General features: G+C 34.2%; 23 protein-coding genes and 1 pseudogene. 17 read left to right on the plus strand and 7 right to left on the minus strand.

Annotated features, from left to right (window positions below):
• The first annotated feature begins 125 nt into the window (after positions 1–125).
• The 5 genes from NSQ08_RS07135 (at position 126) to NSQ08_RS07155 (ending at position 3,691) form a co-directional block, all read left to right on the plus strand.
• Entirely contained in the window at positions 126–1,424 is a 1,299-nt protein-coding gene (locus NSQ08_RS07135; RefSeq protein WP_340772940.1) for an NtaA/DmoA family FMN-dependent monooxygenase, read from the plus strand.
• 177 nt (positions 1,425–1,601) lie between these two features.
• A complete protein-coding gene (locus tag NSQ08_RS07140) occupies positions 1,602–2,438 on the plus strand; it encodes a TrmB family transcriptional regulator (protein ID WP_340772943.1) in 837 nt (278 codons plus the stop codon).
• Entirely contained in the window at positions 2,428–3,156 is a 729-nt protein-coding gene (locus NSQ08_RS07145) for an AzlC family ABC transporter permease (RefSeq protein ID WP_002126646.1), read from the plus strand. Before NSQ08_RS07140 ends, NSQ08_RS07145 begins: the two co-directional genes overlap by 11 nt.
• Positions 3,147–3,458, plus strand: a complete 312-nt coding sequence (locus NSQ08_RS07150; RefSeq protein WP_002086437.1) for an AzlD domain-containing protein — start codon at positions 3,147–3,149, stop codon at positions 3,456–3,458. Before NSQ08_RS07145 ends, NSQ08_RS07150 begins: the two co-directional genes overlap by 10 nt.
• Before the next feature lie 62 nt (positions 3,459–3,520).
• Positions 3,521–3,691: a DUF3951 domain-containing protein gene (locus NSQ08_RS07155; RefSeq protein ID WP_002011981.1), complete on the plus strand. Its 171-nt coding sequence runs from the start codon at positions 3,521–3,523 to the stop codon at positions 3,689–3,691.
• 209 nt (positions 3,692–3,900) lie between these two features.
• Here NSQ08_RS07155 and NSQ08_RS07160 read toward each other — a convergent pair whose 3' ends face one another.
• The 5 genes and pseudogenes from NSQ08_RS07160 to NSQ08_RS07180 form a co-directional block, all read right to left on the minus strand.
• Positions 3,901–4,224 (minus strand): hypothetical protein, encoded by a 324-nt coding sequence (locus NSQ08_RS07160; protein ID WP_340772954.1) that lies wholly within the window; start codon positions 4,222–4,224, stop codon positions 3,901–3,903.
• Positions 4,225–4,235: 11 nt separating this feature from the next.
• Entirely contained in the window at positions 4,236–4,571 is a 336-nt protein-coding gene (locus NSQ08_RS07165; protein WP_340772957.1) for an antibiotic biosynthesis monooxygenase family protein, read from the minus strand.
• Between the two features lie 83 nt (positions 4,572–4,654).
• Positions 4,655–4,924: pseudogene (locus NSQ08_RS07170) on the minus strand (PilZ domain-containing protein); the annotation flags it as partial.
• A gap of 63 nt (positions 4,925–4,987) precedes the next feature.
• A complete protein-coding gene (locus NSQ08_RS07175; RefSeq protein ID WP_016119967.1) occupies positions 4,988–5,167 on the minus strand; it encodes an H-type small acid-soluble spore protein in 180 nt (59 codons plus the stop codon).
• 66 nt (positions 5,168–5,233) lie between these two features.
• Positions 5,234–6,448: a helix-turn-helix transcriptional regulator gene (locus tag NSQ08_RS07180; protein ID WP_340772960.1), complete on the minus strand. Its 1,215-nt coding sequence runs from the start codon at positions 6,446–6,448 to the stop codon at positions 5,234–5,236.
• Between the two features lie 117 nt (positions 6,449–6,565).
• Here NSQ08_RS07180 and NSQ08_RS07185 point away from each other — a divergent pair, with 117 nt between their 5' ends.
• Together NSQ08_RS07185 and NSQ08_RS07190 are read left to right on the plus strand one after the other, a co-directional pair.
• On the plus strand, positions 6,566–7,834 hold the full coding sequence (locus NSQ08_RS07185; protein ID WP_340772964.1) for an MFS transporter: 1,269 nt from the start codon (positions 6,566–6,568) through the stop codon (positions 7,832–7,834).
• A gap of 109 nt (positions 7,835–7,943) precedes the next feature.
• A complete protein-coding gene (locus tag NSQ08_RS07190) occupies positions 7,944–8,468 on the plus strand; it encodes a hypothetical protein (RefSeq protein WP_340772968.1) in 525 nt (174 codons plus the stop codon).
• 40 nt (positions 8,469–8,508) lie between these two features.
• Here NSQ08_RS07190 and NSQ08_RS07195 read toward each other — a convergent pair whose 3' ends face one another.
• On the minus strand, positions 8,509–9,402 hold the full coding sequence (locus NSQ08_RS07195) for a LysR family transcriptional regulator (RefSeq protein WP_002126660.1): 894 nt from the start codon (positions 9,400–9,402) through the stop codon (positions 8,509–8,511).
• A gap of 161 nt (positions 9,403–9,563) precedes the next feature.
• Between NSQ08_RS07195 and NSQ08_RS07200 the strand changes: the two genes are divergently transcribed.
• Genes NSQ08_RS07200 through NSQ08_RS07220 form a run of 5 tightly spaced genes read left to right on the plus strand, consistent with a single transcriptional unit; the run spans position 9,564 to position 15,355 of the window.
• Positions 9,564–10,556, plus strand: a complete 993-nt coding sequence (locus NSQ08_RS07200; RefSeq protein ID WP_340772972.1) for an ABC transporter ATP-binding protein — start codon at positions 9,564–9,566, stop codon at positions 10,554–10,556.
• The gene (locus tag NSQ08_RS07205; protein ID WP_002086426.1) at positions 10,534–11,559 is read left to right on the plus strand and encodes an ABC transporter substrate-binding protein; all 1,026 of its coding nucleotides are present in this window, start codon (positions 10,534–10,536) and stop codon (positions 11,557–11,559) included. The genes NSQ08_RS07200 and NSQ08_RS07205 overlap by 23 nt, the downstream gene beginning before the upstream one ends.
• A gap of 12 nt (positions 11,560–11,571) precedes the next feature.
• Positions 11,572–13,242, plus strand: coding sequence for an ABC transporter permease (locus NSQ08_RS07210; RefSeq protein ID WP_002031009.1), 1,671 nt, complete (start codon positions 11,572–11,574; stop codon positions 13,240–13,242).
• Positions 13,239–14,501 (plus strand): MBL fold metallo-hydrolase, encoded by a 1,263-nt coding sequence (locus NSQ08_RS07215; protein ID WP_340772979.1) that lies wholly within the window; start codon positions 13,239–13,241, stop codon positions 14,499–14,501. The genes NSQ08_RS07210 and NSQ08_RS07215 overlap by 4 nt, the downstream gene beginning before the upstream one ends.
• Positions 14,502–14,521: 20 nt before the next feature.
• Positions 14,522–15,355: a hypothetical protein gene (locus NSQ08_RS07220; protein WP_340772982.1), complete on the plus strand. Its 834-nt coding sequence runs from the start codon at positions 14,522–14,524 to the stop codon at positions 15,353–15,355.
• Between the two features lie 53 nt (positions 15,356–15,408).
• Here NSQ08_RS07220 and NSQ08_RS07225 read toward each other — a convergent pair whose 3' ends face one another.
• Positions 15,409–15,831: a YfmQ family protein gene (locus NSQ08_RS07225; RefSeq protein ID WP_002011948.1), complete on the minus strand. Its 423-nt coding sequence runs from the start codon at positions 15,829–15,831 to the stop codon at positions 15,409–15,411.
• A gap of 131 nt (positions 15,832–15,962) precedes the next feature.
• Between NSQ08_RS07225 and NSQ08_RS07230 the strand changes: the two genes are divergently transcribed.
• From NSQ08_RS07230 to NSQ08_RS07250, 5 genes are all read left to right on the plus strand, one after another.
• Positions 15,963–16,079: a hypothetical protein gene (locus NSQ08_RS07230; protein ID WP_002031004.1), complete on the plus strand. Its 117-nt coding sequence runs from the start codon at positions 15,963–15,965 to the stop codon at positions 16,077–16,079.
• A gap of 65 nt (positions 16,080–16,144) precedes the next feature.
• Positions 16,145–16,306: a hypothetical protein gene (locus NSQ08_RS07235; RefSeq protein ID WP_000109008.1), complete on the plus strand. Its 162-nt coding sequence runs from the start codon at positions 16,145–16,147 to the stop codon at positions 16,304–16,306.
• A gap of 162 nt (positions 16,307–16,468) precedes the next feature.
• On the plus strand, positions 16,469–17,104 hold the full coding sequence (locus NSQ08_RS07240) for a cupin domain-containing protein (RefSeq protein WP_340772987.1): 636 nt from the start codon (positions 16,469–16,471) through the stop codon (positions 17,102–17,104).
• A gap of 100 nt (positions 17,105–17,204) precedes the next feature.
• The gene (locus NSQ08_RS07245; protein WP_340772991.1) at positions 17,205–18,296 is read left to right on the plus strand and encodes a serine hydrolase; all 1,092 of its coding nucleotides are present in this window, start codon (positions 17,205–17,207) and stop codon (positions 18,294–18,296) included.
• A gap of 127 nt (positions 18,297–18,423) precedes the next feature.
• On the plus strand, positions 18,424–18,999 hold the full coding sequence (locus NSQ08_RS07250) for a histidine phosphatase family protein (protein ID WP_256491801.1): 576 nt from the start codon (positions 18,424–18,426) through the stop codon (positions 18,997–18,999).
• Positions 19,000–19,005: the final 6 nt, after the last annotated feature.

Genomic DNA, 19,005 nt, shown 5'->3' on the forward strand with positions numbered 1-19,005 from the left:
CAGTAACATCATAAAATGATATTGATAATCATTATCATTTTATGTGTTATAAAAAATACAAGATGTGATGGTCGCATCACTTGTTTAACTAGGTGAATTAAAAACTAAGGGGAAGGTGTGTACATATGTCTACAAAAAAACAGCTTTGCATTGGACTATGTTTGATTTCTAGAAAGAAAGAACAAGAGAATAAGTTTGATTCAGGAATCGATGAACAAGTAGAGTTAGCACAACTGGCAGAGAAAGCTAAGTTAGATTTTGTTTTTAAAGCGGATTATTTAGTGGCACATCCAGATTTAATTGCTCGTAATAAGGGGAATGTAATTTTAGATCCAACATTACTTTTTACTGCAATTGCTTATGCGACAGAAAAGATTGGAGTGGTTACGACCGCTTCAACATCATTTTATCCACCATATATACTAGCGAGGCAACTACAATCTTTAAATTGGATTAGTAACGGCCGAGTAGGTTGGAACATTGTCACATCCATTGACGGTGCTGAAAACTTTGGTGAGACAGGGATGCCACCATCTGAAGAGCGATACGCGAAAGCGGCAGAATGTACAGAGCTAGTAAGAAAACTTTGGAGGAGCCATCCTTATGAAGTTTTAAAAGAAGACAAAGCAGATGTAATTAGGGAAATGGTACAGCCAATTGAGCATAGTGGTGAACACTTTGAGGTGAAAGGTCCACTTAATGTCCCTCAGCATATTTCTGGGGAAATGCCTTTATTTCAAGCGGGTGCTTCAGAGTCTGGCCGGAATTTCGCTGCTTCTGTTGCGGATGCAATTTTCGCCGCGATGCCAGATGTAGAGTCAGGAATCGAACTTCGTCAAGATTTAAGAAGAAGAGCAGAAAAGCATGGCCGAAAGCAAGATGATATACGTGTATTGCCTGGTTTATATTTCTTTATTGGCGATTCATATGAAGAAGCGCTAGAAATGCACAGGCAAGCTCATCAACAACTTACAAAAGAGAAGAGGTACGCTTTACTCGAAATGGTTCTCGGATTAGATGTTAGAGGGATACCATTAGAAAGTAAGGTTACTGAACATATGCTACCAAGTAGAAATCAAGCTGTACGTAGTAAAACACATGCCGAATTATTACGGAATTTCATCATAAAAAATGAACCAACTGTTGAGCAAATACTAGAACGACCAGAAGTTGTTGGTTCTGCTCATTGGGTCGCTATTGGCACACCACAAGATGTTTGTAAGCAAATTATGGAAAGATTTGAAGCCGGGGCATTAGATGGATTTATTGCAATTCCAGGGGGACCTCCAAAATCATTGGATTTATTCTTTAGTGAAGTCATTCCTTTATTCGTGAGAGCAGGTGTATTTAGAGAAGAGTATACAGGTTCAACCTTACGTGAGCATTTGGAGGGTAATATATCAAATGCTCTACAGTTGAAATAATTCATTATGCACAAAAAGCCTTTCAAAAGAAGGCTTTTTGTTTTGAATAAAAATTCGGAATTGTCAGTTGACTTGTAGAGGCTTCTTTTTTATATTAGTAGGTATAGCAATAACTACTAATGGAAAGCGAAATCGTAGTTTTGAAATTAGAGCTATATAAATTGTGAGGGGTTACCGATGGATGAAATAATAAAGGAGTTACAAAAGTTAGGTTTTTCCCAGTACGAATGTAAAGCGTATATTGGACTATTAAAACATTATCCAGTAACAGGTTATGAAGTGAGTAAACAAACAGGCGTACCTCGTTCGATGATTTATGAAGTACTTGGCAAGTTGATGGATAAAGGAGCGGTGCATATCGTTCCTTCTGAACCAGTGAAATATGTACCAGTGCCAGCTACGGAATTAATGGATCGAATGCGAAAAGATTTTGAAAAGTCCTTTGAATTTTTAGACCGAAAATTAAATTGTTTAGAACAAGAGCGACAAATTGATGTAATTTCGCATATTCGCTCAAATGATCGTGTTTTGAAAGAAATATGCAATATAATTAATAGAGCAAAAGAAGAGTTATGGATTTCTGTATGGGAAAATCAAGTGCACGAGATTGAGCCATTCATTCATCAAAAGGAAGCGGAAGGCGTACATATTTTTTCAATTTTATTTGGTGCTCCAGAAACAAAAATAGGAGCGACATTTCACCATAATTATATGACACCTCACGTCGTTGAAAAGAGAATGGGTGGTCATTTAACTGTTATCGCGCGTGATGGGGAAGAAGTATTAATTGCTAATTTTTCAAATGATAGCACTTCATGGGCCGTTACAACGTACGATCCAGCTTTAGTTCTCGTCGCTACAGAATATGTTCGGCACGACATTATGGTGGAGGAGATTACGAAGGAGTTTGGAGCTGATAAATTAGATACATTATGGCGTGAAAACATAGATTTAGTTCATGTCGTAACAGGAAAACGTACTATAGAAGAAATGGAGGGAGATAATGGTGAATAAAGCTCAAGCACATATGACACTGCAGAGCGATGATTCATTTCAGCAAGGTGTAAAGGATTGTTTACCAACTGTATTTGGGTATTTGAGCATCGGTATAGCGGCTGGTGTTATTGCGAAAACAGCAGGTTTCTCGATCATAGAAATTGCTTTTATGTCCACATTAATTTACGCAGGTTCTGCTCAGTTTATATTAGCGGGTATGTATGCAGCGGGTGCCCCAGCCTCGGCAATTATTTTTACTGTGTTCTTTGTTAATTTACGTCACTTATTAATGAGTGCTGCACTCGCACCTTACTTCACCAAGATACCTCTTTTTAAAAATTTAATAATTGGTTCGCAAATTACAGATGAAACTTTCGGCGTTGCAGTGCAACAAGCGGCACAAAAAGGCCATTTAGGCGAGAAATGGATGATGGGACTTAATGTAACAGCATATTTAAATTGGATTTTAGCTACAGTTCTCGGAGGGCTTTTTGGAGAGTGGATACCAGATCCTCATACGTACGGAATGGATTATGCGTTACCAGCGATGTTTATCGGATTATTTGTACTTCAGCTAATAAGTAGTAAACCGAAACTAGCCATTCATCTAAGTGTTGCAATTGTAGCGATTATTATCGCATACGTTTCACACTTATTTATGCCAGATAGTATAGCAGTTATTATCGCAACACTTTTAGCTGCGACAATCGGGGTGGTGATTGAAAAATGGAAGTAAGATTGGACGTATTATTCCTTTTACTAGCAGCCGGAGCTGTCACACTCGTACCACGTATTTTACCTCTTCTCGTATTTAGTAAACTACAAATTCCAGACTGGGGTTTAAAATGGTTAAATTACATACCAATTGCGATATTAGCAGCACTTTTAGCACAAGTATTATTTATGCATGAGACAGTGCAGTGGGATTATATCATTGCGGCAATTCCTACATTTTTCGTAGCGATATATACTCGTAGTTTATTAGGAACAGTATTAACAGGAGTCATTGTAATTATTTTGTTACGTTTATTTTTCTAAAAAGGATTCAGCTCATATAATAGCGAAAGGTGTAATAACATGAAATATATAGGGGTGGTGTTATGATACTTTTAACGATAGGAGCAATATTGTTAACGTTGTTTATTTTTTTTATTATCGGTTTTATTACGTTTATGATGTTTGTTGATAAGGCGACACCTCAAATTTATTACACACCTTGTGAAACTATGACAATAAAATCTAAAGGTAAAAATAGAAGGAAGAAAAGTTGATGTTGGGCTTTTCTTCCTTTTATTTTTACATTCCTGAAAGAACTAACAACAATAATCCAAATAGAAAACTAATAAAGTGAAACTTTAATCAGTGGGGGGGTATCCCCCACTGATTATTAGCCTTCACCAATCGGGCGTTTACGGGCAGTTAATCTCTCACCTAACTTCTTTGCTTCAGCCGAATTTTGAGGTGGGAGTTTTACTGCCCGTTAATGCGGGATAAAAGAAAGAAAACCGATAGATATGGGAAAAACACGATTGTTTTTCCATTCGCGTGTGAAAACGATTAAACCTAAAACGCAAAGGAAAAACCAAATGGGTAGGAATATAAATTGACTAACTTTCTCAGGTAGTAATGAATAAAAACTTGTTAAATATAATATCCAATTCGCAAAGAATAGAGTGCATACGATAAATGATTGTAAGTGTGGTCGGTTTAGAAAAGTTCCTTTTTTAACCGTCATAAAAATGAGAGCTAATGCTGAAATGAAGGGAATTATTATGAATATGAGTAATAGTAATGTTAGTGGCATATGAAACTCCTTTACAAGATTTCTCTCTGAAACTTATATTCTTTCTCAACAAGGCAGATACGCAGGTGGAAATTTTCATACCATTGCTCACGGCCTCTTTTTTTCGCTTCTTTATGTAAGGCGTTCCTTTTCCAATTTTCAATTGCTTCAAGTGACTCCCAATAAGAAATTGTAATTCCGAGTCCGGAATGATCACGTGCGCTTTCGACACCTAAAAATCCAGGTTGTTGTTTCGCAAGCTCCTCCATTTTTCCGGCAACGGTAATATAATCTGTTGTATCATTTGATAGGTTAGAAGTGAATATAACTGCATAATAAGGACTAGTTTTTTGTGGAGTATTCTCCATACATTTTCCCCCTTTAAAATCAGTTCATAGTTTGTATTTTAGCACGTAATAAAGAGAAAAGAAGCACGAGGCTTCTTTTCTTTTTAGGAGGTGAATTTTAATCCGGCATATATTTTACGACCTTTTTTTTGAATCCAGCGCACTTGCGCTTTCTTATTTTGAATATCACGTTCTTTAACTGTGATTTGTATCATTTGATCAAATGTGAGTGGGGCGTTTGTTTGTACTTGGCACCTACCTGCACTATAATCGATAATTGTTTCTTCAATTGGTATTCCGTTCATATGCAATGTTCCCGGAGACATAAGGTGTTCACGTATGTGCTGTCTTCGAAATTGACGTATCTTTTGCTTGTGAGGGCTAATAAGTAATTCGAAATAAAAAAATGCCACTTTAGAAAATTGAAGTGGCATTGCTTATATTTCCTCTAAGCTATTAACTGGAACAGTTAATTCGCGTTTTGGATTTGTTACTTCATATATGCGGGCGGTTTCGTTGCTTTCGTCGACGTGTTGAATCGTAACAGGCATGCCTTGAAAACTGACATTGGCTTCTTCAGATGACTCGGAAAGCTCTTTTGCGCGTTGTATATTCATTTATATTCCTCCCATCATTATTATCTTTGCAAAAAAGGAGGAATAATATACCATTTCGAGACATTTTTAAAGTTTTTGTATTATTTGTAATGTTTCTTTAATAAATGAAGAGAAGATGGAATCAGGATAGTCATCTATCGCTTGAACTGCTTCTTTTGCTTCTTTCAGAGCAGATTTTTTATCTTGAAGTTCTATATAGCAAAGAGCACGATATGATCCAGCTGTTAATAACCACGATTGATCAAGTGGATGACTCATATAATCCGGTATGATAGCATGCTCTAATACTTCTAAAGCTTCCTCGTAACGTTTTAAACCATACAAATATTTTCCTTTTTCAAGATAATACAATCCATCGTCTTGAAAAATTGGTTCATCTTTTAGTTTTTCTCGAAATTGTTCTAAATGTTTTAATGCGATTGTATATTCATTCGTAATTGTATTGTAGTAATAAGCTTTTAATATATCTATATTTGCAGCGGATAAAGTATCTTCTGTAAAAATAGCAAATTGCTCAGATTTTTTTATGTAATATAAATATCTTTCTTTATCCGCCGTAATGATTTTTTGATAAGATAAAATACGATAAAAATCATCTGTTTTATAATACACTTGATGTTTTTTGGAAAAGGCAAGTGCATCTAAGATGACTCTTTCACATTTTTCATAATTGCCATATGCGAGTAAAATAATTGCTTCTTTTAAGTATAACTGTATATGTGTAATAAGATCCATTTCTAAATTCTTCGTTTTATATTCATCACGAATAATGGTAATCATCTGTAAACATTCTTTATATTTTTTACGTTTGAAGAGCATATAGTAAAACAGTAGTTTCGTTTCAGTGCTTTCTCGATATAAAGTATATTTTTCAAATATAGAAATAGCGGTTTCGACGTAATATTCAATATTATAATCGTTCATAATAGCTGCCCCAGTTATGAACTGTTTATATATACGAGCCGTATTTAAAGTAGAAGGTAGCTCTTTTTGAACGATAGGTAGTAAAGTATCATATACTTCATCGCATTTATTTGTCTTTATTAGTTCCTCCATTTTTTGAATGAGTTCTACAATTTCTCCATCATCTTCTTCTAGTAAAAAACTCATTTCACATCCAAGTTTATTAGCGATGTATTGTAATGTTTTCATGGAAGGTGTAGCTTTTCCATTTTCAATTTGACTTAACATACTTTTTGTCAGTTCTGAACCTGCTAATTCAGTTTGAGTAAGCTTTTTTTCTTTTCGTAACGTTTTAATTTTCTCGCCGAGAGTAGCCATCATATGCTCCTTTATAATCAAAAAGTTAAATGTAATTAAACTTTTTGTTGTAAAAATTGGAAAGTTGTATATATAATAAGTTTAACACAATTTAACTTTTAAAGGGAGAGTGTCATAATGGGGGATGTAAGTATAGGTCAAAATGATTCGAAAATGAAGATTGCAACGAGAAATATTATTTTAATGATGATTGGAAAAATGACGTCCTTGTTAGGGGCGGGTATTTATACGTTTGCAATGGGATTATACGTATTAAAGACAACTGGTTCAGGAATGGGGTTTGCAACTACTCTTATTTGCGGATCAATACCAAGAATGATCTGTGGCCCAATTGCAGGTGCTGTAGCTGACCGTGTGAACCGAAGATGGCTTGTAATTGGCACTGATTTATTAAGTAGCTTAACAATGCTTATCATGTTTATTCTTGCTACTATATTTGGACCATCACTTCTGTTTATTTATGTATCAGCGGCATTATTATCAATTTGTGCAAGTTTTTATTCTGTTTCATTAACTTCGTCTATTCCTAATTTAGTAGATGAGGAGCGTATTCAAAAAGCGAGTGCTTTAAATCAGACGGCATCATCTTTATCGAATATTTTAGCGCCGATTATTGGAGGAGTTGTATTTGGTTTCTTTTCAATCAAAACATTTTTCCTGTTAAATAGTATTACATTCTTTTTAGCAGTTATTGTACAATTATTCATCGTATTTGATTTATATAAAAAAGAATTGGCCGAAAGTAAAGAGCATTTCTTGACGAGTATAAAAGAAGGTTTTTCATATGTGAAACGACAGCATGAAATATATGGTTTAATGAAAATTGCAGTAGGGGTAAACTTTTTTGCGAGTGCACTTTTCGTTTCGCTTCCATATATTATTATTAAAAATTTGCATTTATCCTCGCAGCAACTCGGTGTTGTAGAGGGAATGTTAGCAGTCGGGATGCTAATTGGTGCAATTGTTTTATCAGTACGTAAAGAAGTGAATAATCCGTTTCGCTCTGTTTATATTGGACTGTTTTTATTTGCGGGCTTGAGTTTATGCACAGTCTTTCCGTTGTTAGTTATCATTCCGAAAGTAGCAAGTTTTATTTACTATATCACTTTTATGATTTTAACTGGTATATCAATGATGGTTGTAAATATCCCGATGCAAGTACATATGCAAAAGACGACAGATCCAAACTATTTAGGACGTGTATTCGGTCTACTTGAAACAATTTCTACTGCAATCGCACCGCTTGGAATGATTGTATATGGATTATTATTAGATATGTTACCGACTAGCATTGTTATGATGACATTAGGTGGAGGATTATTGTTAGTTGTATTAGTTGGAGTAAAGCAGCATATGGCGAAAAAACAAGTGGATGTATCGGTTTAAAAGAAAATTTTAACAATATAAAAATGACCATATTAGTATTTTAGTTTTTGAAACTCCTTTTCATGTATGTTACAGTAAAGTGAGCAGGCAAAGAAAAGGAGAAAACATCATGAGAAAATTAAGTTTTGTAATGCTTTTTCTGTTAGTCGTAATGACTGGATGTAGTAATTATGACAAGTATATTGAAACAGGGATGCAATCATTGAAAAATGAAAAATATAGTGATGCGATTATGTGGTTTGAAAAAGCGGAAAAAGAGAAATCAGGAAATGAAGCGAAGGCATATAAAGAAGTCGCTCAGTTACTAGATCGTGGTGCGACAGCATTAAAAGACGGTAAGTATTTAGAAACGAAAGATATTGCAAATGAAGTGTTACAAAAGAAAAAAGATGATGCACTTGAAAAAGCTGTGACATCAAATGCAGAGAATATGCTTCAAAAAGCAAAAGATGTGGAAGAGAAAGTAAATGAAAGAGTAGCGAAACGAAAAAAGGTAAATGAAGAAGGAATCGATAAATTAATTAAAGCTGTTGATAGTATAGATGATGTAAAAGAAAAAGAGAAAAAAGTTTCAGAAGCATTAGATAAGGCTGAAGAGGCACAAGCAAAAATTGAGGATAAGAAAAACAAATAGAGTTATAGTTTAAAAGGCTGTCGTGTATAACGAAAGCCTTTTAATTTTTTTCTGCAAAAGAAGTAATGCTGTGTAGTAAAAAAGAAATTATTTTAGAATTCCATCTGTCCTCATGATGAATGGTATAAATATTACGCTGAAATTCAAAATCAGGGATCGGTATATAGCATAGCTCATTTCGTTGTACTTCTTGCTCAATAGCAAGTTTTGAAATAAAGGCAACCCCATTACCATATTTTAAAATTTGTTTCATCGTTTCTAATGAATCTAGTTCAATTTCTGATTGGAATGTAATGTTATGTGCTAATGTCCATTGTGTAAGTAAATCTCTCGTTGTAGATGGGTTACGATGCAATAATATACGTTCTTTTTCGATATCTTGTAATGATACATTTGTTCTTTTAGAAAGATGATGTTCTTTGGAAAAGGCAAGAACAAGTGTATCAGGCATTACATTCATTTGTTTTAGAAGTGGTTCGTCAAACGGTGCCGCAGAAATTACCCCGAGATCAATTTCATGATTTTGTAGCATCGTTCGAATTTCAGGAGCTGTTTTTACTATGAGTGTTATTTTTATATTTGGAAATTCGCATTGAAATTGGTGAACAACTTCTGGTAAAAGATAAGTCGCGGGTACATAACTAGCACCAATTGTTATAGCGCCTTTATTAAAATCTTTAAACTCTTGTGTGACCCGCCTAGCTTCTTTCATAAGTGCATCTATTTTACAAGCATAATGATGCAATGCCTCGCCAGCTTCTGTTAAGAAATACCTTCCGGAACGTAATTCAAATAAAGGCACACCAAGTTCCTCTTCTAAGCTTTTTATATGAAACGTAATAGTAGGTTGTTTAACGCCAAGTTTTTCTGCAACGATAGTAAGCTTTTTGTATTTCTTAATAAGCACTACAATTTCTAATTTTAAGAGATTCATGATAAGTTGGCCCCTTTTTCTTCTAACTATAGAAAAAATCTATAGAAATAAATAGTTTATTAGAGATTTTTTAATTTAATCTTTACAGTACATTAACATTCAGTATAAAACTTCCAGATAGAATGAAAGCAGGTTAAGAATGAGGGGAGAGAGGTGAAACGATGGATATTAAAATTCATGGATTAGAAAAGGCATTTGGGAAAACACAGGCGTTAAAGCCGTTACAGATTGTAATGAAAAAAGGGGAATTCACCACACTTTTAGGACCTTCAGGATGCGGGAAAACGACTTTACTTAGAATGATTGCAGGGCTTGAGGAACCGGATAAAGGTGAAATATATTTTGGAGATAAGTGCATGTATTCTTCTGCTAAAAAGATAAAAACATCTCCTCATGAGCGGAATATCGGCATGGTATTTCAAGATTTTGCTTTATGGCCGCATATGACTGTATTTGAAAATGTTGCATTTGGTTTAAGGGCTACAAAGCAAACGAATCAATTAAGAGAAAAGGTAGAAGATGCGATAAAGCGGGTTCGTTTGCAAGGTATGGAGAAAAGATATCCGCATGAACTCTCAGGTGGACAGCAGCAACGTGTCGCATTTGCTAGAGCAATTGTAACGAAACCTCATTTTATTTTGTTCGATGAACCGTTAAGTGCACTCGATGCAATTTTGCGAGAAGAAATGCGATTAGAACTTATGGACATCGTTCATTCAATTGGTTTAACGGCATTGTATGTAACACATGATCAAACAGAAGCTATGTCAATGTCAGACCAAATTATTGTCATGAAGCAGGGTGAAGTATTACAAAAAGGAACACCAGAAGACATTTATGTGAAACCGTCTCATGAATTTGTTGCAAAATTTGTTGGTAAGGCAAATTGGCTTGTAGAGGGGAAAAAAATGATTCGTCCAGAGCATGTGAGCTGGACAAAAAATGACTTGTGCGAAATGTATACAGGTGAAGTTCAGTACGTTACATATGTAGGAGAACGTTATGAAGTGAAAGTAAACATGGGGACACTCGGTGTATGGACAGCTTATCACAATAGTAAGCTAAGCGTTGGTAAACCGGTATCGTTATATGTACCAAAAAAATGTATTCATCATATAGGGGGAGAATCGTATGAAGAAATTCAGTTCGCTTAAGTCTTTATTTGTATGTACTTTACTATTTTCTGCTGTAGTAACAGGTTGTAGCTCAAAGACAGGCAGTGTAGATGCAAAAAATAAAAACGCTAATGAAAAGAAAATCGTTGTATATAGTGCAGGACCAAAAGGATTAGCAGAAAAAATTCAAAAGGACTTTGAAAAGAAAACAGGGATAAAAGTAGAAATGTTTCAAGGAACAACAGGTAAGATTTTAGCAAGAATGGAGGCTGAAAAGAAAAATCCAGTCGTTGACGTTGTCGTACTTGCTTCTTTACCAGCGATGGAAGGATTAAAAAAAGATGGGCAAACGTTAGCTTATAAAGAAGCAAAACAAGCTGATAAGCTTCGTTCTGAATGGTCGGATGATAAAGGACATTATTTTGGATATAGTGCTTCAGCATTAGGAATTGTGTATAACACAAAAAATGTGAAGACAGCACCTGAAGATTGGAGCGATATAACGAAAGGAGAATGGAAAGGGAAAGTGAATCTTCCAGATCCAGCACTTTCAGGTTCAGCTTTAGACTTTGTAACAGGATATGTGAAAAAGAATGGACAAGATGGATGGAATTTATTTGAACAGCTTAAGAAAAATGAAGTTACAGTAGCTGGGGCAAACCAAGAAGCGTTAGACCCAGTTGTAACAGGTGCGAAAGATATGGTAATCGCGGGTGTTGACTACATGACGTACAGTGCAAAAGCAAAGGGTGAACCGGTTGATATCGTATATCCAAAAAGCGGAACAGTCATTAGTCCACGTGCAGCAGGCATTATGAAGGATAGTAAAAATGTAGAAGGTGCAAAAGAGTTTATTGATTATTTATTATCAGATGATGTGCAAAAACAAGTTTCTAAAGCGTATTTGTTGCCAGGTAGAAAAGATATAAAAGCTGAAAATAGACCGAATGTAGAAGAGATTCCAGTATTAAATATTGATTGGAAAACAGTTGAGAAAGAACAAGATGAAATAGCAAAACAATTTAAGAAAGTATTTCAATAAGATGGTGATTACATGGTAAATCGATTCGTATCAGTAAGACAAGTTGGAATGACAGTAGCGTTGTTACTTGTGGCGATGTTAATCGTCATTCCGCTTTTTCTCATTTTATTTTCTAGTGTATATGAAAATAGCAGTTGGAATTTTTTAAAGCCTTTTGAAGTCATGCAGAGTGGTGGATTAGCTGGAATTTTTCTAAATTCGATGCTTCTAGGTGTACTCGTTGTAATAGGAGCTACAATATTTGCGTTTCCATTGGCGTTCATTATGAGCAAAACAGATGTAGGAAAGTATAGTAAGTTAGATATTGTTTTTATGATCCCATTTATGACCCCGCCCTATATCGGATCGATGGGCTGGATTTTGTTCATGCAACCTAACGGTTATTTTGAACAATTTTTTCCGGCTTTAAAGCCGATTTCATCATCGTTTTTTAGTTTAGGCGGTATGGTTTTAATTATGAGTCTGCATTTATTCCCATTCCTTTACTTCATGTTGAAAAACACGTTACTTCAGATTGGGAGTAGTAAAGAAGAAGCTGCAGCAGTTCATGGTGGAAGTTTTTTCTATCGTTTAAGAAAAATAATACTACCGTTATTGTTATCAAGTTATGTAATGGGTGCTTTACTCATTTTCGTAAAGACGATTGCTGAATTTGGAACACCAGCTACATTCGGACGTAGAATAGGATTCCATGTGTTAACATCTGAGATTCATAAATTTATCTCTAGTTGGCCGATTGATTTTGGCAGTGCCACAGCACTATCTTCTTTATTACTTAGTGCGTGTATGCTCATTTGGTATATGCAAAATGTATTGAATCGAAAGTATACATATGCAATGGTTAGTGGAAAAGGTGTGAAATCTAAAAGGTATACTTTGTCTATATTTGCGCGCGTTATAGCATGGGTTTATGTAATTGGCTTACTAATAGTAGCAATTGGAATCCCATACTTTTCTATACTTATTGCTTCTTTGTCGAAGTTAAGAGGCGGTGGCTTACATTTTAATAACTTTACAACAAGCCATTATGAAGCATTATTTACAATTGGTTCTCCGGGATTAGAAGCTTTATGGAACAGTTTTCTTTTTTCACTCGTAACGGCGATTGTTGCTGTAATTATTGGCGTATTTTTGGCGCTTATGATTCGAAAGGGGAAAAAGTCCTCTGAAAAATGGCTTGATATGTGCGGCATGTTACCGAATATGGTACCAGGAATAGTGATGGTTGTAGGGCTTATTTTATTTTGGAATTCACCCTATATGCCTATGTCAATTTACAATACACCAGTCATGGTTATCGTAACGTATGTTGTTCTCTTTTTACCTTATACGGTGCAGTATGTAAAAGCATCACTCGGACAAATTGATGATTCTCTTGTACAGGCAGGAAGTATTTTTTCCGGGAATTATATTTATATTTTTAGAAAAATAATATTGCCGCTTATTATTCCAGGAATTCTTGCTGGATGGGCGATGACATTTACGATTTCGATAAGAGAGTTAGTAGCATCGCTTCTCGTACTACCTCCATCAGTAGAAACGTCAGCAACGTTTATTTTTGCTCAATTTGAACAAGGAGAAGTATCTATAGGAATGGCAATGGCTGTTGTTTCTGTTGGGCTTACAACAATGTGCTTATTACTTCTGCAACATATGGAGCAAAAACGAAAAGGGGTAGCATGATGAGGATGGAAGTATGGGGAGGAGCGGGAGAATACGGTCGTTCCTGCTATTTTGTAAAAAATAAAGAGACAAAAATAGTATTTGATTGTGGTATTAATCGATCATATGAGGATAGTTATCCTAAAATAGAAAGAGAAGTTGTTCCGTTTTTGGATGCAGTATTTTTATCACATATTCATGAAGACCATACGATGGGTTTACCTTTATTGACGAAGTATGGATATAAGAAAAAAATTTGGACGACTCGTTATACGAAGGAGCAACTTCCAGCTTATTTTGAAAAATGGGGAAACTACAATCTTTCAAAAGGGTGGAATTTACCTTATAACGATCAAAATATTAAAGATCTAAATTATGTATGTATTGATGAGATTAGTAATCCAAATGAATGGATACAGATTACACCAACGTTGCGGTTTCAATGGGGGTATAGTGGGCATGTATTAGGAGCTGTTTGGTTTTTAGTGGATATGTGTAATACATACGTATTTTATTCTGGTGATTATTCAGCAGAATCTAATATACTACGAGCTAATTTACCTGAAGATTTGCGAAGCGATATAAAAATTGCAATTGTAGATGCCGCTTATCACACTGATGATGTTTCACAAAAGGAACGAATAGACGAATTATGTGCAGAAATTGAACGAGTTGCTCAAAATAAAGGAACAGTATTACTACCACTGCCCTCACTTGGTAGGGCGCAAGATATAGTATTGTATTTATATGAACGATATAAAGAACTTCCAATTATAGTAGATAAAGAAATTTTTGCTGGATTTGAAGAGATGTTCGTATATAAAGATTGGTTAAAAAATAATGAAAAACTTGAACGGGTTGTGGAGGGTTTAAAAAGAAACATAATAGTTATGGATAAGGACATTTGTATGCAAAATAGTTACGGAATAGTTGTAATGAGTGATGCGAATATGCAAACAAAACGAGCACAGTTGTATTATGAACAACTTCGGCATAAAGAACGAAATTCCATTATCTTTACTGGACATATTGCTAAAGGAAGTTTTGCAGAAAAAGTTTTGAAGGAACGTGTAGGTAAAGAATGTAGGGTGAAGCGAGTTCCATATAAAGTTCATCAAAGTATAAGTGACGTTAAGGAAATGTTAAATACACTATTACCAGAACATACGGTGTTAGTACATGCTTTGAAAGAGGATACGGATCGATTACAACAAAAGCTAAGCACAGCAGGATATGAAAATGTGTATTCGCTTACTCTGGAACGTATAGAAGTAATTTAAAATGTAAAGGAGATCGGTATATGAAAAAGGTATTTGTATTCGTAAGTATTTTCTTTTGTTGTTTCCTTTATCATGTTAAGGAAGGGTTTGCTGCTAGTCCAATGAAACCTAGTTTTGAAGTGAAGTTATTATTAAAGCCAGAACAAGTATTAGGTTATAACAAAGAGATGAAGCAAGAGGTACTAGAACATTTCCAGGCTGGTACAAATTATGAAAGAATACAAGTGCAATTTTTAGATACGGCGAATAAAAATTTAAGTAATGAAGGTTGGTTTGCGAGAATTCGAAAGAAAGAATTTAGTAAAGATTTTGAACTAACATATAAAAAAAGATATCCTATTCCAAAAGGTGTAATTCAAGATGCACTAGAAGTAGCTGAAAAAGATGGATTTGATAGTAAAACTGATAGTTATGAGGCGGAAATAGATTGGGGATTTGAGAAGAAAACGTTAAGTATTTCAAATAAGAAAAGTTATAGTGCTAAAGGATATGGGATACTTGATTTACCAAATGAACAAGCTGCTCAAAATATGTTAATAGAAAAGTTACCAGGGAAAATGAACAAATGGTTGTATACGAATTGGGGAGAAGAGATGCTGAAGGATTCTCACATTTATGGTCCTGTATTAATGAAACGGTATACAGGTGAATTTGAAAATATAAAAACGAATATTGAAGTTTGGCCACTAAGTAATACAGGGAAAATAGAAGATGATTTCGTAATAGAAGTGTCGTTTAAAACAAATGAGGAAAGTATTGCAACAAAACAAAGAGAATTATTAATGAAGAGTTTAGAACAAAAAGGATGGTTGTTACCGAAAGATAGTTTGAAGACAGAGCTTATTTTTCAGTAAATAGGAAAGAAGGAATCTATGTGCCATGGATTCCTTCTTCTAATATATGAGCATTAAGCTAAATCAGCTGACACGAACATATCATTATTTTGAAGGTTTTTAGAGCGTAAACTATAAGCAACTACCTTCTTTTTATGTTGTTTTACTACATCAACATGCTCTTCATGACTATAAATATAAAATGTAAAATCTTTTTTGCCACGTTTTGCATTGATAATTAAAGGAGTGCCTTCATTGTGTGGTGGTGCATAATAGCGATCTAAAAATAATCCTTCGTTAAAATCATGAATAATTTTGGATTTCTTTTCGCCTTCTAAGTTATTTCCATTGATTGTAACAGTCACATTCTCTTCTTCAAGTTGTGGATGTGTTTCGTACTTGCTAATAATGGATTCAATAGCAGAGTTAGGAAGGCTAGAAACAATAATTTTAAATGCTCCAAATACAACTAACATTACAATAAACCAAGTCGTCATAGTATTTCATCCCCTTTATCCCACAGTAACGGTCCGTAAAATCCTGGTTGGTGCGGGCTAATAATCAGTGTGGGATAGATACCCCGTACTGACTAAAATTTCACTTTATCCTATTTAACAATATAACTCATGTGGCAATAGTACATATGGTGAAGTTTTGTATAATTTGTGAAAAATATTCCATTTTTATGAACGAAATATTAGAAAAATCAATTTTGTTACAAAAAGTTGAAATCGAAGTATTTTAAAAGAAAAAGGTTTATAATAAAAATATAACTAATAACAACATTACTAATTATAAGGAAGTGTAACTATGAGTACTGTAACAATCGTATATGGTATTATTCTTTCTACAATTATTGTTTTATTTATTGTCGGGGTATCGCGTTATATTCATAAGTGGAAAGAAGGAGTTGCGAAATTAAATCACATTGAAGAAGAACTTAGTGATTTAATGTTACATCATGGTAAGTAAAAAGTTTATTTTTTAACTAAATAATGTGAAAAAAATCACAAAACATGCTCTCATCATGAAGGCATGTTTTTTTTGTTATGTGAATGATAGGCACATTCATACATTTTTTCCATACGATACAGTGTGAAAGTAGAAATGTTCGGAGTGGAAAAGAGGGATAAAATGAGTAGTTCAGGTTATGTTCCAGATAATAAAAATTTAAAGAAAAGCTCAGGAACGCCAAATCTTTTCTTTGATTCGAGAAAAAATGTCTTTTTTAAAAGAGATGAGAAAAACGTTGCATATGAAGTTACCTCAACGCAGTTACCTGCGATGATAGGAGGGGCGTTTGTTGATTTATTTATGACGAAAGGGCATATGCGGGAACCACATTGGCATCCGAATGCGTGGGAATTAGATGTTGTTGTATCAGGAGAAGCAGTTACATCCATTTTAAATCCCGAAACGAATCAATTGCAAAATTATCATGTGAAAGCGGGGCAAACTGTCTTTATTCCAATGGGATGGTGGCATTGGATTACAGCGGTAACAGAAGAAGTACAATTACATTTGTTCTTTAATAACGATCAGTTTGAAACAGCAGAGGGATCAGACATACTTAGATTAACACCGCCAGAAGTATTTCAAGCTGCATACGGTGTAAGTGCAGAAAAATTAGGAAAGGACCTTTCGCCAATTAAGGAGTCAGTTGTAATTGGTCCTCCTAACTCAAATCGACTAAATAGAGTTAAAGAAAGTGACGACTCAAATATAGTTGTTACGTTAAATGGACAAATAACATCATGTGAAATAGAGTAACTCTTTCTTTTTTTAGGAAGAGTTACTCTATTTTGTATAATTTTGTATTTTTATTCGTTATAATTATTATATAGAAGGGAATTTATAGAGGGGGCATATTGTGAACATATTAAAGATTATAGGAATTGTTGCAGGAGTGATTGTAGTAGCTGTTATAGCTTTCTTTGTTATTATGAAGTACTATTTGTCAAAAGAAGATCCTGATTACGTATTAAACTACATAAAAGAACATAAAGGTGATGAAACATGTTCATTACTTATTAGAAAAAATGGTGAAGTAGTAACATCTGTAAATGAAAATAAAAAATTACCATTAGCAAGTACGGCAAAAATCGTCATAGCAGTTGAATTTGCTAAGCAAGTGTCAGAAGGAAAAATAAGTCGAGATGAACAAATTTCATTGCAGGATTTAGAAAAATATTATGTTAAAAACACTGATGGTGGAGCGCATCCTGACTGGTTAGAAGATTCAAAAGTGAGAGAGTTAGTGCAAAATGGACAGATTGCTTTAGAAGAAGTGGCTAAAGGGATGATTCATTATAGTTCTAATGCGAATACAACATATTTGTTAAATAAGCTTGGAATAGAAAGAGTAAATGATAGTTTAAAAGAGTTAGAACTTACTAGTCATGACAAGTTCTCTTCGTATACTGCTTCACTATATATGAGAGGGTATGTAGAAAAAGAGCTTAATGAGCCAGAAAATCAATCGTTAGAAATGATACGTAACATGTCTAATGATGAATATAATAAACACGTGTTACAAATACATGAATGGATGAAAGATGAAAGTGAATGGAAGAAACGTGATATACCATTAAAAATAGATATGGAATTCCAGCGTATTTGGTCAGATCGATTAGTGAGTGCAAATGCTAAAGATTATCTGAGTTTAATGGAAAAGATAAATAGTAGAAATTATTTTCCAAAATCAATGCAAGATGAAATTGATAATGTTTTTAAAGGAACAGTTGAAAATAGTAAGTTGGAATATGCTGGTCAAAAAGGTGGTTCTACCGCATTCGTATTGACAAAAAGTTTGTATACTACAGATAAGAAAGGGAATAAGGTAGAAGTTGTAATTATGTTTAACGATATAGAAGATCAAGTTGCATATCAAAAGCTGAGAAATAATATAGATTATTTTATTCAAGATGCTATAACAGATGAAGAATTCAGAAGAAAGTTATAATGAAATAATTTTATTATGTAAACAACGGGCGCTTATTTGAAAGCGTCCTTTTCTTTTACTGATACAGGATCTCCTATTTACTCCATTGAATATAGATTGAAACTAAGAAAGAAAGGAAGAGGAACAAATGACTACAATATATTTCGTTCGCCACGCTCACTCTACATATACAAAGGAAGAAAGGGAACGCCCCTTATCTGACAAGGGACACATTGATGCAGATAATGTAATACATTTATTAAAAGAGGAACATATTGATGTTGTGATCTCTAGTCCGTATAAAAGGGCGATTCAAACCGTGCAAGGAATTGCGAATACATATAATTTATCAATACAACTGGAAGAAGATTTACGGGAAAGGTTATTAAGTAAAGAGCCAGTAACAGATTTTAACGATGCTATTCAGAAGGTATGGGAAGACTGGACTTTTGCATACGAAGGCGGAGAATCAAATGATGTAGCGCAAAGACGCGCTGTAATATGTATGCAAAGTATATTAAAAAAATATAAAGGTAAGAATATTGTAATAGGTACTCATGGGAATATTATGGTATTACTAATGAATTATTTTGATTCGAAATATGGTTTTCAGTTTTGGAAAACCCTTCATATGCCTGATGTGTATAAATTAACTTTTGATAATAATTGTTTCAGTTCTGCTGAAAGAATACAGTCTACAGATTATCAGATAAATAATTTGTAAAAGTTT

The sequence above is a fragment of the Bacillus sp. FSL E2-8887 genome (assembly GCF_038007205.1).
Classification (GTDB): Bacteria; Bacillota; Bacilli; order Bacillales; family Bacillaceae_G; genus Bacillus_A; species Bacillus_A mycoides.